Annotated in this window: 9 protein-coding genes; 3 read left to right on the top strand and 6 right to left on the bottom strand. The window is 63.2% G+C overall.

Annotated features, from left to right (window positions below; all coding sequences use genetic code 11):
• Window positions 1-55 precede the first annotated feature (55 nt).
• The 4 genes from OKW27_RS03380 to OKW27_RS03395 form a co-directional block, all read right to left on the bottom strand.
• A complete protein-coding gene (locus OKW27_RS03380) occupies window positions 56-1,396 on the bottom strand; it encodes a paraquat-inducible protein A (protein WP_429332544.1) in 1,341 nt (446 codons plus the stop codon).
• Window positions 1,397-1,578: 182 nt separating this feature from the next.
• Window positions 1,579-3,042 carry an efflux transporter outer membrane subunit gene (locus OKW27_RS03385; protein ID WP_429332839.1) on the bottom strand — a complete coding sequence of 488 codons (1,464 nt, stop codon included), beginning with the start codon at window positions 3,040-3,042 and terminating at the stop codon, window positions 1,579-1,581.
• A gap of 2 nt (window positions 3,043-3,044) precedes the next feature.
• Window positions 3,045-6,218 (bottom strand): efflux RND transporter permease subunit, encoded by a 3,174-nt coding sequence (locus OKW27_RS03390; RefSeq protein WP_429332545.1) that lies wholly within the window; start codon window positions 6,216-6,218, stop codon window positions 3,045-3,047.
• Window positions 6,215-7,303 (bottom strand): efflux RND transporter periplasmic adaptor subunit, encoded by a 1,089-nt coding sequence (locus OKW27_RS03395; RefSeq protein WP_176078824.1) that lies wholly within the window; start codon window positions 7,301-7,303, stop codon window positions 6,215-6,217. Before OKW27_RS03395 ends, OKW27_RS03390 begins: the two co-directional genes overlap by 4 nt.
• A gap of 512 nt (window positions 7,304-7,815) precedes the next feature.
• On the opposite strand from OKW27_RS03395, the gene OKW27_RS03400 reads away from it, so the two are divergent.
• On the top strand, window positions 7,816-8,571 hold the full coding sequence (locus OKW27_RS03400; RefSeq protein ID WP_429332546.1) for a TetR/AcrR family transcriptional regulator: 756 nt from the start codon (window positions 7,816-7,818) through the stop codon (window positions 8,569-8,571).
• 118 nt (window positions 8,572-8,689) lie between these two features.
• On the opposite strand, the gene OKW27_RS03405 is transcribed toward OKW27_RS03400, so the two are convergent.
• Window positions 8,690-9,745, bottom strand: a complete 1,056-nt coding sequence (locus OKW27_RS03405; protein ID WP_429332840.1) for an AI-2E family transporter — start codon at window positions 9,743-9,745, stop codon at window positions 8,690-8,692.
• A 241-nt stretch (window positions 9,746-9,986) separates the two neighbouring features.
• On the opposite strand from OKW27_RS03405, the gene OKW27_RS03410 reads away from it, so the two are divergent.
• Both OKW27_RS03410 and OKW27_RS03415 read left to right on the top strand, forming a co-directional pair.
• Complete coding sequence (locus OKW27_RS03410; RefSeq protein WP_429332547.1) at window positions 9,987-10,490, top strand: hypothetical protein; 504 nt, start codon at window positions 9,987-9,989, stop codon at window positions 10,488-10,490.
• A 1,024-nt stretch (window positions 10,491-11,514) separates the two neighbouring features.
• Window positions 11,515-11,745: a hypothetical protein gene (locus tag OKW27_RS03415; protein WP_429332548.1), complete on the top strand. Its 231-nt coding sequence runs from the start codon at window positions 11,515-11,517 to the stop codon at window positions 11,743-11,745.
• 579 nt (window positions 11,746-12,324) lie between these two features.
• Here the strand turns inward: OKW27_RS03415 and OKW27_RS03420 are convergent.
• Complete coding sequence (locus tag OKW27_RS03420; protein ID WP_429332549.1) at window positions 12,325-14,616, bottom strand: FdhF/YdeP family oxidoreductase; 2,292 nt, start codon at window positions 14,614-14,616, stop codon at window positions 12,325-12,327.
• Between the last annotated feature and the right edge of the window lie 66 nt (window positions 14,617-14,682).

Raw genomic sequence — 14,682 nt, forward strand, 5'->3', positions numbered from 1 at the left:
AGTTCGCAAATATGAGGTTATTTAGGAGTGCGGACGCCGCTAGCACGGTATTCGTTCATCGCCGTGAACCACGCGCTGGCCCGCAGCGGACGTTGTCCCAGATCAGCCGCGGATCGAATTGATGCGACGCGAGCATGGTGAGAATCACCACCGCGCCGAAAGCCAGCGCGCCCGGACCGGCAGTGACAACCGCAAACGAACCGAAATGCACCAGCGCGACCGTCAGGGCGACAACGAAGATATCGAGCATCGACCACCGGCCCACGCACTCGACGAGCCGATGCAGCCTCGCGCGTTCGAGCTGCTGCCAGTCCGGACTGCGACGGGCCGCTACGATTTGCAGCGTGAGAATGGCGAGTTTGAGCATCGGCACCACGACGCTGGCTACGAACACGACGACGGCGAGTGGCCAGTCGCCTGAAGTCCAGAAGTACGCCACGCCGCCGAGGATCGTGTCGTCCTCCGAGTGGCCGAGGGATGACGCGTGCATGATCGGCAACAGATTCGCGGGTATGTAGGCGAGCGCGGCGGCAAGAACCAGACTCGACGTGCGCGTCACGCTATCGGGATGGCGCGTGTGCAGCACCGATTCGCACCGCGAGCAGCGCTGCTCTGACGACGCCGCGATGTGCTTCTGCACCAGTCCACAGGTATGACAGGCTATGAGCCCGGCGCTGCGCGCCGTCATATGCGCCGCCGGCGCGGGCTTCAGGCCGAAGAACGTCGGGGCTCGCGGGGCGCACCTGCGCTTCACTCTGGTCCAGCGGATCTCAGCGGGTTGTCGAAACTTTATTTCGTCCCGCGTCGACCAGAGCACGCGCGGGTCGAAAGTGGCGAGAAACGCCAACATCAACGTGAGTGCACCGAATGCAAACAGTCCTGGCCCAGGGATCACCTGCGCCATGCTGACCATTTTCACGATCGTGATGACCACGCCGAGCATGAACACTTCGATCATGCCCCATGGACGGATGAGCTGCACGACGCGAAGCATTCGATTGAAATGACGTACTACCTTGCCAAGGCGCAGAGGAACGAGCACATAGAGAAGGGCGAGGAGTTCGATCAGCGGAAACAGGATCGCCGAGCAAAAGACCATCGTTGCGACGATGCGCATGTGGCCCGTCCACAACGAGCGCACCGCGCCGAATAGCGTCGCCGCCGACGTCATACCGTTGGTCTGCAGTTGTATGACCGGGAAAGCCTGCGCAATACAGAATGTGATCAAAGCTGCAACGGTGAGCGCACCAATCCGGTCGAGCGGCACGCCCGCTCCCTGCGTTCCTTCCAGGCCCGCACGGCAGCGCGAGCAGCTCGCCGTCTGCCCGCCCCGCAGCAGAGGCTTGCGAAACAGCAGATCGCACTCGTGACAGGCGATCAGTTTCTTATATTCCATACAGGGAACTGGACAACCTGAGGTTCTGGCGCGTTCGATGCACGTGAAGTCCGGCTTGACCTTCCCGTGCGTGGGCGCATTCTGATTTCGGATAGAAAACGACTGCTCCGATACCCGCCGGTACAGTCGAGGAAGAGCGGCCTGATCGGCAGGTCGCTCTTCCCGTCTTCATCGACACGCGATCATTGCGACGACGCTGTTTGCGGCTGGCCCGGCGGCAGTTCGCCCATCGCCTGGAACAGTGCGACGGTATCGTTCATGCGCTGGCTTGCCGCGCGCACGGCGCCGATCTGTGCGTTGAGAAAGCGCTGCTCGCTGGCATGCTCTGCCGTTGACGGCAGCGAACCCATGCGGCGGCGCGACGCGGTATCGTCGAATCCCGCCTGCGCTGCCTGTGCCGCTGCTTCAGTCGACGCGAGTGTCTGTGCGTCGTTATCCAGCGCGGCAAGCGAATCCGCGACATTCTGGAACGCCGACAGAACGGTGGACTTGTAGTTCAGCACCGCCGCATCGTAAGCATCGATCGACGCCTTGCGGTGCGCGAACAGCGCGCCGCCATGGAAGATCGGTTGCGACAGGCTCGCACCAATGGCCCAGAGTCCGCCCGCTCCTGAGAGCACCGCCGGCCAGCTAAAGCCGCCGCGGCCCATCGAGGCCGTCAGCGACAGGCTCGGAAAGAGCTGCGCGGTCGCAGCGCCGACATCGGCGGCAGCGGCCTTCACGGCGGCGTCGGCTGCCTGAATGTCGGGGCGCGAACGCAGCAGGTCCGACGGCACCACGACGGGCACGTGTTCGGGCAACGTCAGGCTGTCGAGATCGGGAACGGCCGGGGCGTTGTCCGGCGTGCGGCCCATCAGCACCGCGAGCGCATGGATGGCTGTGGCGCGCTGCTGGCGTAACGCGGGAAGACTCGCCGCAGCCGAAGCCGCATCCTGCGTCGATGCGAGCGCCTGCGCACGCGAGACCGAGCCGAGTGTGTAGCGGTGCTGGTCCTCGTCCGCGGCCGTCCTGGCCACGGCGACGAGCCGTTCGGTGAGCGCGATCTGGCGATCGAGTGCCGCCACGCTGATCGTCGTACCGACGATGTTTGCCGCCAGCGCGCGCCGCGCCGCCTCCAGTTGATACGCCTGCACGTCTACGCGAGCGGCGCTGGCCGCATTCGCCGAACGCGTCGCACCGAACAGGTCAAAGGTGTAGGACGCGAGAAACTGTCCGGCAAAAAAGTTATAGCGAACCTCGCTGGGGCCAATGCCGGGCACAAGCGGTGTACGCCCGCGATCGACTTGTGCGGCAGCATCGATTGAAGGCAGCGTCGATGCGCCGACCTGGGCGCGCAGCTCCTGCTGCGCGGCTGCGAGCGTCCGCTGCGCAGCCCCGAGCGTGGGGCTGTTGCGCAAGCCTTCCTCGACCAGTGCACTCAGCGCGTCCGACCGGTAAAGCTGCCACCATTGCGGAACGCCCACTGCGCCGATATCGAACTGCTGCGCCACGCCGCCCGCTGCGACGGTCTTCGCCGGCTGTGCCTCGGCACCGTAGTGCGCAGGCGAAGGCATCGCCGGGGGCGCGCCGTTCGGGCCGAACGTGCAGGCCGTCAGTGCGATGGCCACAGCCACGGCCATCACGGATGTCTTGTAGTCGAAGCTCATCATCAAACCTCCGAATGCTCGGCGACGACCGGTTGCATTCCGCGCTCGTCGTGCCGGACCCTGAAGCACGCCGCGTACAGCGCGGGCAGGAAGAACACGGTCAGTACCGTGGCGATCGTGATACCGCCCATCAGTGCGGTCGCCATCGGACCGAAGAAGCCCGAGCGCAGCAGCGGAATCAGCGCGAGGACGGCGGCGGCGGCGGTCAGCATGATCGGCCTGAAACGCCTTATGGTTGCGCCGATAATCGCGTCGAAGCGCGGCTGGCCTGCCGCGATATCCTGATCGATCTGGTCGACCAGAATCACGGAGTTGCGCATGATGATGCCGAACATCGCAATCACGCCCAGCAGCGCGACGAAGCCGAAGGGCTTGCCGAACAGCAGCAGCGCGGCCACGACGCCAATCAGGCCGAGCGGCGCGGTCAGCACGACGATGAAGGTCCGCGCGAAGTTCTTGAGCTGGATCATCAGCAACAGCAGCACGGCGATGATCATCAACGGCATTTCGGCATTGATCGACGTCTGGCCCTTCACGCTTTCTTCGACCGCGCCGCCCACCTGAATGCGATAGCCGACCGGCAGCCTGGCGGTTTCCGCCGCGAGCGCACGTTCGATGTCGTGGGTCACGTCGATGCCCTGCGCGTCGCCGCGCACGTCCGCCTGCACCGTGATGGTCGGCTGACGGTCGCGTTGCCAGATGACGCCGTACTCGAGCGTATTGCGCACGTGTCCGAGCGAACCGAGCGGCACCGGGCCGTGGGGCGTCGGAATCGCGAGACTGGTCAGCTGCGCCGGATTGACACGTTCGCTCTTGGGCGCGCGCAGATCGACGTTGATCAGCTTGTCGCGCTCGCGGTACTGCGTCACCGTGTAGCCCGATAGCGTCATCGCGAGGAAGTTCGACACGTCTTCCGACGTGACGCCAAGCTGGCGCGCGCGGTTCTGATCGATCTCGAACGAGATCGAGCGCTCCGCCGGCTCGTCCCAGTCGAACTGGACGTTGCGCGTGCGGGGATCGGCGCGGACCTTGTCCGACACCGTCTGCGCAATCGATCGGACGGTCGCGATATCGTCGCCGCTCACGCGGAACTTGATCGGGAAGCCGACCGGCGGACCATTCTCGAGCCGGGAGACGCGCGCTCGCACGCCGGAGAAATCCTTCTCGAGCTTGCCGTCGAGCCAACGCATCAGTTCCTCGCGGTTTTCCACGCTTTTTGCGGTAATCACGAACTGCGCGAAATTCGGCTGTTGAAGCTGCTGGTCGAGCGTCAGGTAAAAACGCGGCGCGCCGGTGCCGACGAAGTCGACGAAGTGGTCGATCTCGGCTTTGCCGTCGAGCACCTTTTCCAGGCGCTTCGCTTCACGCAGCGTCGCCTCGAACGAGGCGCCTTCCGGCAATCGCAGATCGACCAGCAGTTCCGGCCGTTCCGAGTTCGGGAAGAACTGCTGCGGCACGCGCGTGAAGGCCAGCATGGAAATCGCGAAAAGCACGACGGTGACGCCGAGCACGACCCATCGACGCTCGACGCACCACGCAACCCATCCCGACAGGCGCCGGTAGAAGCCGGTGTTGCCGATTTCATGCGGATCATGGTGTGCACCGCCGGGTTGAGGCTTGCGTTCCGGCAGCAGGTGATAACCCAGCAACGGCACCAGCACGACGGCCGCGAACCACGAAACGATCAGCGCGATGGCCGACACTTCGAAGATCGAACGCGTGTATTCGCCCGTGCTCGATTTGGCGAGCGCAATCGGCAGGAAGCCGCATACGGTGACGAGCGTGCCTGTGAGCATCGGGAATGCCGTGCTGGTATACGCGAACGCTGCCGAGCGCGCCCGGCTCCAGCCTTGCTCCAGCTTCACCGCCATCATTTCGACGGCGATGATCGCGTCGTCGACGAGCAGGCCCAGCGCGAGCACGAGCGTACCGAGCGAAACCTTGTCCAACCCGATATTGAACATGTGCATGCAAAGCGCCGTCACCGCCAGCACGATCGGAATCGTGATCACGACGACCATACCGGTGCGCAAGCCGAGCGAGACGAGGCTCACGACCAGCACGATCGCCACCGCTTCGCCAACCGATCTCACGAACTCATCCACCGAGTGCTTGACCGCGTGCGGCATGCTCGAAACCGCCGCGAGTTTCAGACCCGCCGGCAGCGTGGCCTGCAGTTCGGCGGCTTTTGCGTCGAGCGCCTTGCCGAGGTCGATCACGTCGCCGCCCTTTTGCATCGTCACGCCGATGCCGAGCACCGCCTGGCCGCCGACGCGCATCTGGGTCACCGGTGGATCGTCATAACCGCGTGTGATCTTCGCGATGTCGCCCAGCCGGAACGTGCGCTTGTTGATGGTGATCATCATGTCCGCGAGTGCCTGCACGTCCTTGAACGCGCCGCTCGGACGCACGAACACGCGGTCGTCCGCGGTCGTGATGGTGCCGACGGGCGCCACGGCATTCTGTGCGTCGATCGCCTGAGCGAGCTGTTGCGGCGTGATCGAAAGCCGCGTGAGCTGCGCATTCGATATCTCGACGAAGATGTGCTGATCGGGGTCGCCAAAATAGTCGACCTTCGCCACACCGGGTATGCGCAGCAGGACTGTGCGCAGCTTGTCAGCGTAGTCGTGCAGTTGCGCCGGCGAAAAGCCGTCGCCTTCAAGCGCATAGATGTTGGTGTAGACGTCACCGAATTCATCGTTGAAAAACGGGCCGACGGTGCCCTTCGGCAGCGTCGCGGCAATGTCGCCGACCTTCTTGCGCACCTGATACCAGGTTTCCGGCACTTCCTTGACGGGCGCGGAGTCCTTCATGGCGAAGAAGATCATCGACTCGCCGGGGCGCGAGTAGCTCTTGATGTAGTCGATGTTCGGCGCGGCCTGTAGCTGGCGGCCGATCCGGTCCGTGATCTGTTCCTGCACCTCGCGCGCACTCGCACCGGGCCAATAGGTCTTGATCACCATCGTGCGGAAGGTGAACGGCGGGTCCTCCGACTGCGCGAGTTGCGTATAGCCGATCACGCCGAAAAGCGTGGCGAGCCCGATCAGAAAGATCACGAGCTGCTGATGACGCAGCGCCCAGGCGGAAAGATTGAAGCTGCCTTCGCCAGATTTGTCTGCCCCAGAAGACGGGACAGGCGCGCTCTCGCGCACGGGTTCTTGGTCACGGGAGTTCATGACGGGAAATCCTCCCGATGCAGGGGCGCCACCACCTGCACGTGCTGGCCCGTGCTAACGGCGTGTACGCCCTGCACCACGACGCGGTCGCCGTCGCGGAGGCCCGATGCGATGGCGACCGTGCGCTCGTCGTACCGCTGCACCGTCACAGGACGCAGCTCGAGTGTGTCGGTGCCGGTACGCACCACCCAGACAGCAGGGTTCTCGCCCTGATGAAAGAGCGCCGTCACCGGCACAGTGAACGGCTGTGCGCCCGACGCGTCACCGACGACATCGAACGCAACGGTGGCCGTCATGCCGAGGCGCACTGCAGGGCTGGGCGCGTTCAGGGTGAGCTTGACGCGCCAGGTGCGGCTTTGCGGATCAGCGCTAGGCGACACCTCGCGCACGCGGGCCTCGAAGGTCTTGCCGGGTAGCGCCGGCAGCGTTACGCGCGCCATGCTGCCGACTGTCAGCGAGCTCAGCGTGCGCTCGGGCGCGTCGCAGACGATGTCTACGTCGCCCGTCCAGTCGAGGTGATAGATCGATTGGGTTGCCTGAACGTTCTGGCCCGTGTCGGCGTCCTCCGAGGTAATCACGCCGTCGTGGTCCGCAGTCAGCGTCGCATAGCGCAGATTGTCCGAGGCGAGCGCCATCTGGGCGAGCGCCGAGTCGCGCTGCGCAACAGCGGATGCGTACGCGTCCTGCGTCTGTTCGAGCTGCGCCGGTGCAATCAGGTTTGCCTGCGCCTGCGCCTGATCGCGATCGAGCTGTTGCTTCGCGTAGACGAACCGGTGTTGGGCGGCATCGAGCTGCGCTCGCGCGTTGGCCAGGTTACTGCGCAGATCGGTCGGGTCGAGCAGCGCAACAACCTGTCCCGCCTTGACGGCGTCGCCGAGGCGAACGCGCCGTTCGATGATCTTGCCGCCCACTCTGAACGAAAGCGCCGTGGAGTAGCGCGCCTGCACCTGAGCCGGCAGCGACGCACTTGCCGTGCGCCCGTCAGCGTGGACGGCCAGGGCGACCACGGGCTTTGGCTCTGGAGCGGCGGCTTCGCGCTGGTGGCATGCCGCGAGCATGACCGCGCAGCAAGCCGCAAGCACCATGCGTGCGCACTGCGGAGATTGGACGAGGGAAGGTAAGAAGCGACGCGCAGGCGCCTGCGCGATAGGGCCGGAATGTTTCACGATGTTCACAAGACGGGTGATAACCCTGGTAAGAAAGTTTCCCGATGCCGTGCAAACCCGAGTGCCAGCAAGCACGGTTCGCTATCAGCGCGGACGCATAAAACAAGCTTCGTTGATACGTTAGTCCTACTTATCGACGTGCATGTCGGTACTTGCCAGCTCGATGTGCCTCCACGCAACCAGTACGTGGGGCAGCGCCCGTTCATGCCTACCGCCCGGTGATCTGCTGGTCTGTCTGGTCTGTCAGTTCTGGCCGAGGACTTGCGATCGACCGCTAACGGAATTTTTTCGCTCCGTCGGCATCGTTGGGTCCTTCGTACGTCCGGTTGTCGGCGGCGCGGGTGACATTAGACCCATTACTGAGTATATTGTCAACTATGACATACAAATCTAGAATCCAGACTTCGAATAACCACGACTACGGAGCCGACATGCCACAAGCCCCCAAACCGCGCGCGAGCCGCGGACGCTCTCTCAAGGCGCCAAGTGCGTCCCGCGACGCGATCAATCGAAGCTATCCGCGCGGTGCCCGTCGCAAACGCGAGACGCGCGCGCGCCTGCTCGACGCTGCGCTGAAACTGGTGGCGGCCAAGGGTTTGAGCTCCGTCACGATTAACGAAATCACCGAGGCAGCCGACGTCGGGTTCGGCTCCTTCTATAACCACTTCGAATCCAAGGAAGGCATCTTCACGGCGCTCATCGAATGGCTGTTCGAGGAATTTGCGGATACGCTCGATCGCCTCGCCGCGGGGTTGTCCGATCCAGCGGAAGTGATCGCCGTCTCAGTCCGTCACACGCTCCTGCGGGCCTACCGCGAGCCAGTTTGGGGGCAACTTCTCATTCGCGAAGGTTTGTCGCCGCGCCTGCTCAGCAGGGGTCTCGGCCTGCGCCTGCTGCGCGATAGCGAGAAGGGCATTTCAGAAAGGCGTTTTGTGATCGCGGACCGGTTCATGTCCGTTATCACCGTGATTGGCACGGTGCTCGCGGGAATTGCCGCCGAACTGCAACTGGCCATCTCGTCGAAGCGGACCGTTCGTGCGCGAAAGGTGCTTCGCTCGAAGGAGGAGAAGTTTGCCCAGCGAACCGCCGCCATTGTGTTGCAGGCGTTCGGTCTCACACGTGTAGAGGCCGAGCGGATCGCGCGACGTCCACTGCCCACCGTTCCCGATGCTCCGACCTTGCCGTGACAGTGCAACTAGCGCGGCGTTTCCGCGCCATCGCAGGTGCGGCCGCCCGGTGCAGTGTCGGGTTGGTGGGTAGGCGGGGCAGGTGCCCGGACATCAAATCGGGCGATCGCGATGCCGGTCAGCCCTGGTAAAGCGCACTCGCGAGATAGCGGTGGCGCAGTTCCCGCAATGCCGATGCGAGGATGGCGCTGACCGGCAACGCGAGCAGCACGCCGAAGAATCCGAACAGCCGCCCAAACGCCAGCAGCGCAAAGATGACCGCGAGCGGATGAAGGCCGATGCGCTCGCCAACCAGTCTCGGCGTCAGCACAAAGCTTTCAAGAATCTGGCCGACGCCATACACCGCGACCACCACGGCGAGGCCATACCAGTCACCGAATTGCAGCAGCGCCGCGAGGAGCGCGAACGCGAGGCCGGTCGCAAAGCCGATGTAGGGAACGAATACGGCAAGCGCGCTAAACAGGCCGACGGGCACCGCCAGATCCAACCCTGCAATCGTCAGCACAGTCGGGTAGAACACCGCGAGCACTGCAATCACCAGCAGTTGCCCGCGCAGGTACTGCGACATCATGCAATCGATCTCTCCGACGAATTCCCGTGTCTTGCCGAGCCAGCGCCGCGGCACGAAGCTCGCCATGCGCTCGAACGCCTCGTGCCTGTCGTAGAGCAGATAGAACAGGACGAGTGGCATCAGCACCGCATTGCTCACGACATTGATCATCACGTTGCTGCTGGTGCGCAGGTACTGCCATACGGCAAGCATCGCGCCCTGCCCGTCCGCTTTGAGACGGGCCGCCAGCACCTCGCGGATATTCGTCACATCGAGCGAATAATCCAGTCCCAGAAAAGCCAGACGCGGCTTCAGCCATCCATCGAGTTTTGCGACGATAAATGGAATTTGCCTGATGAGTTCCGGCCCTTCCTTCTGGACAACTACGCACATGAGCAGCATGACGAGTGCGACGGACAGAGCAAACAAAGACATCATCACCAGCGCCGCAAGGCCGCGCGGAATGCGATGGCGTACCAGCCACTCCACGCCCGGCTGCAAAATGTATGCGACGAGCGCACCGAGCAGAAACGGCGTGAGAACGGCACGCAGGTTCCATAGCAACACGCCGGCCGCTAACGCAACGGCGCCCCAAAACAGAGATTGACGATGGTATACAGTCATAAGCGCCCCCACTGGGCGAGTGATCGAGTGGCTTTCGTCGTTGAGCCGAAGCATCGGCGGAAGTGTCCGTCTTAACCGCAGGAGCCGGCGATGCCGGGTCGCCGCGCGGCGCATCCGTCAGATCGGCGTCGCGCCGCTAGCCGCGCTGTGGGTACGCCTGTCGTCACCGTGCTGGCGCGACGGGTCTTGCGGCGTCGCCGGTTTGCTGGTGCCTGTCTGCGATTGGCCACCGGGTTGCCCGGTGACTTCGATCCACAATGGACGCACCATCGGATCGGGCGGCGACATCATTGCTGGTGCTGGCACCGCGGGAACGACAATCGCGATGACGCGCGGCGTGGGCGTCACGGTCGTGGAACAACCGCAGACCGTCGCAACAAGCGGGAACGAGCACAGCAAGGCGAAAAAGAAGCGCCGTCGGCGCGTCATTCCTGCCGCCGATGCAGCGAATCGTTCAGGTCTGGTTGAGCAGTCATGGGTGACATCTCCACGGTTGATTCAGCGTGCGCTGGCATTGCGGCGACTCGCCTACAGCAACTTCGCGGACGGGCCACTATGTGATAATATTATCACATTCGCGCGATCGGTCAATATTGATTTTAAAGATCGAGCCGCACTGCATCCGCCATCGGCGGTACGCCGTGCGCTGCGCTGCCGGTCCGACTCCCGACCAGTTCGCAGACGCGCAGCGGGCTCAGTGCGTCAGGACGCTCGGGTGCGCGGCGAGGCGCTCGACCTCGAGTAGCGCCTGACCAAGCACATCGATAGCTCCATTCGTGGTGGAGGCCGTAGCAGCGCTGCGCAACGCGTGCTGAACGATGTCGTGAATGACGTCCGTGTTCGATGAACCGGCGTGGAGCGTAAGTTGGTGTGCCATAAGTATTCCTGCGTAAAAACGAAGCCTGTTTCGTGTGGACGCAGTATAAGCAAAGCGCGCCGCCATTCGACGCGCGCAATTATGAGTTGCGAGATCTTCAATACACGGTTTGCGGACGTATTCCGATACCCACGTAGCGTCTTGTCGACGAACGGCGATGGAAGCGCGCATGCTCGACGGCTGATCTCGTTTGTATAACGACCAGCGGATACAGTCGAAGCGAATTGCTGCGTGTCATTCAGACAGTCCGCACCGCCCTTGCCTCCGGACACACTAAAGAAGCACACACTGCTTCAGCGCAATCGGCTACAACCTTGCAGCGACGGCAACTATCCGTTGCCCCGTAGATGCTTGTAAGCCGACCGTAAATGACTAGACTGGCACCAACGAACTGGCAAACAGCACTCATGCCTCGCCAGACCGTTGTTCCCCAAACACCGCGTCTCCTGAATCCGACGCTCGATATTGAGTCTGATCATGCCAAAGTCGAAGACCTTCATCCCCGTCCCTGTTGTCGCGTCGATCTTGTCCTTCTCGACCGCCGCATTCGCTAGCAGCAGCGGTCCCCAAACCTGGGAGCAAGCGGCTGTGCAACCGGTTCAGCGTCAAACGGTCAGCTACCATGACCACACGGACGCCAATACACAACATGCAATGGACTTTCAGGCGGTGTTAGCCCGCGTGGAAGCCCAGCGGCAAGCGTTCAACAACTACGGCGGGGTGACTAGTTCGTCGGCTTTCCTCCCGTCAGACAACGTAGCGTCGGGTAGCCCCGTCGACTTCAGTACCGCAACAGCGTCCTGGCGTTACAAGGCAATCTTGGCCGCGCGTTGATACGGCTCGCGGCTGCTAATCGCATCAAAATCAAGACAATCAACTGTAGAGAATTGAAATGAAAAAGATCTTCCTTGTACTGTTCGCCTTCCTTACCAGCACATCCGTGCTTGCGCAAAGCAATCTGCCGCAGCAATTGCCGTCGCAGCAGCCAGCGTCCGCCGGGCAATCGTCCACGAAGCAGCTTTCACAGGGTGGGCCGCAGCTTCCGCAACCTCCACAGCTTCCGCAGATTCCGCAACTTCCGACACAAGCGTCGACGCAACATCCGACCCAGCTTTCGAAATAACCCCGTATGGCTGCGCAACCCGCGCAGCCATCCCTGGGAGACCGGCGATTGTCGCGGCTACCCGGATTCTGTTCATCACCGTAGGCGCATGTGATGCACGACGGCGTTTGCCGGCGATTCGTTCATGACGCCGGCAGATCGCTGGCCGCGAGACCGTGGTTGGTTGAGCAATGGACTGCTCTCAACCCTTCCTCAGCAATTCGATGAGGCGCGCGCACAGGTCGCGGACATCGCGCATGGACTGCGTGTCGCGTGCGGGGGCTGCCGACGCGATGAAACGGACGATGCCGGGTTGCCGGCAAATCGAACCGCAGCCCGGAGGCAGCGATGGAATGCCATGAGCGCTTCTGGAGAAACGCTGTCCCCGAATCTGTAGGGGACGTCGCAGTATCCGAACACTATGTGGCGTCGTGCGCTGTCCTTCAATGCCGGGTAACGGACATCACGCGTTGCGGGCCGCTGGCCCGACTATGATGGAGATGGGCACGCGCTTATCATGCCCTTCACGCGCTGCCCGGGTGTAATTCAGCGGCCGGCACCGGTAACGATGCCGGCCTCTTTGTATCTACGAAGCACTGATCACCGCGTGGCCGCCAGTACGCGCACCGGAATCGACTTCGCGCCCGGCACCTTGCTCTCTTTCGCGTAGTGCCATAGCGGCAGCAGCGGATTGCATTCCGGGTAATAGCCGCCGATGCATCCCTGCGGCACGTCGAACGGCACGACGGTCAGTCCGTCGACGTGCCGCTCGACGCCGTCGTCCGCGATCGTCTCGAGGCAGATGCGGTCGCCGTGCGCGAGTCCGCGCTTCTCCATGTCGGCCCGATTCATCAGAATCACCATGCGCGAACCCTTGATGCCTCTGAAGCGGTCGTCGAGGCCATAGATGGTCGTGTTGAACTGGCTGTCACTGCGCAAGGTCATCAACCGCAGCGAATCGGGCTCACGCGCGGGCATGTCCGGATCTTCGCCGATCGCAGTCGGCACCATGAATTCGGCCTTGCCGCTTTTGGTCTTCCACTTGCGCTCCCGCGCCGGCAGCGGCCGGATCACGCCGCCGGGTGTCCACATGCGCGCCTCGAAATCACCGAACATCTCGGGCCATGTCTTCGACATCTCCAGACGCACGCGCGAATAGTCGTCGCGCCATGCATCCCAGTCGACGCTCGAGCGCTCGCCGAGCGTCGCCTTCGCGATGCCCGCGACGATGAACGGCTCCGAGCGGATCGTCGGCGCGGCCGGTTCGGCCATGCCACGCGAGCCATGAAAGTGCGCCGTGCTGTCTTCCATCGACACCGCCTGCGCGCCGCCCGCCTGCCGGTCGATCTCGATGCGGCTCAGACACGGCAGCAGATACGAGCGCTGGCCGTGCACCAGGTGGCTGCGATTGAGCTTGGTCGCCACGTTGACGGTCAACCCGAGCGCGGCCCACGCCGGTTCGGTGCGCACCCGGTCGGGCACCGAGCGCACGAGGTTGCCGCCGAGGTTGATCATCGCGTTGACCTTGCCGTCGAGCATCGCCTCGAAGGCCTCGACGATGTTCATGCCTTTCTCGCGCGGCGGCTCGAACGAAAACTGGCTGGCCAGTTGATCGAGCGGCGCGAGCTCCGGCTTTTCGGTAATGCCGACCGTGCGCTGCCCCTGCACGTTCGAATGCCCGCGCACCGGCGACGGCCCGGCGCCCGGCTTGCCGATATTGCCGCGCAGCAGCAGCAGATTGCACAGCATGCGCACGTTCTGCACGCCCATCCGATGCTGCGTGAGACCCATGCCGTAATGGATGATCACCGCGTTCGCCTTCATGTACTCGTCGGCGGCTGCCTGGAGCGCGTCGCGCGGCAATCCGCTCACTCGCTCGATGTCGTCCCAGTTCGCGTCGCGCGCGTACTGAGCGAATTGCTCATAGCCGTTCGTATGCTCGCGGATGAAATCGACGTCGACGACGCGCGCGTCGCCCGTGCTCACCGCGCGATCGTCCGCTTCGATGACGAGCTTGCAGATGCCGAGGATCGCGGCGGTATCGCCACCCGTCTTCACCTGGTGGTATTGCGTGCTGATCTGCGTATCGGTGGGTGTGAGCATCTCCAACGCTGACTGCGGGTTTGCGAAATGCAGCAGCCCCGGCTCGCGTAGCGGATTGAACGTGATGATCGGCACGCCGCGTTTGCGCGCGTCCTGCAACTGATGCAGCATGCGCGGGCTATTGGTGCCGACGTTCTGGCCGAAGAAGAACATCAGGTCGGTCTTCTCGAAGTCGTCGAGCGAGACTGTACCGACGCCCACGCCAATCGCTTCCTTGAGGCCGACGCTGGTGCTTTCGTGGCACATGTTCGAGCTGTCGGGCAGATTGTTGGTGCCGTACATGCGCGCGAAAAGCTGCAGCATGTACGAGGTTTCCAGTGAAGCGCGGCCCGAGGTGTAGAACACCACGCTGGCCGGGTCCAGCGTGCGCAGCTCGGCGCCGATCGCATCGAATGCTTGCTGCCACGGCACCGGCACGTAGCGGTCGGTAGCCGGGTCGTAGCGCAGCGGCTCGGTCAACCGCCCCGCTTCCTCGAGATCGTGGTCGTGCCATTTGGCGAGCTCGCTGACCGTGTGGACCTCGAAGAAATCGGGCGTTACGCGTTTGGCCGTCAGATCCCACGCGGTCGCTTTCGCACCGCTTTCGCAAAACTCGAACGTATGCGGATCGGCCGGCTTCGCCCACGAGCAGCTGACACACATGAAACCGTCGGGCTTGTTCTGATGCATCAGAACCTGGCTATCCTTCAGCGGTGCTTTTTCCTGCAGCAGGATCGTCGCCACCGCCTTGACCGACCCCCATCCGCCCGATGCGTAGGGATACGCGTCGCTTTTGTCTTCCTTGTTCATGAGTCCACCCGTTTGGCCGTAAATATCACGTCATGACGTACCAGCACACGGCGTTCCCGCTGCGGC

This window comes from Paraburkholderia sp. 35.1 (genome assembly GCF_050436525.1).
Lineage (GTDB): Bacteria > Pseudomonadota > Gammaproteobacteria > Burkholderiales > Burkholderiaceae > Paraburkholderia > Paraburkholderia tuberum.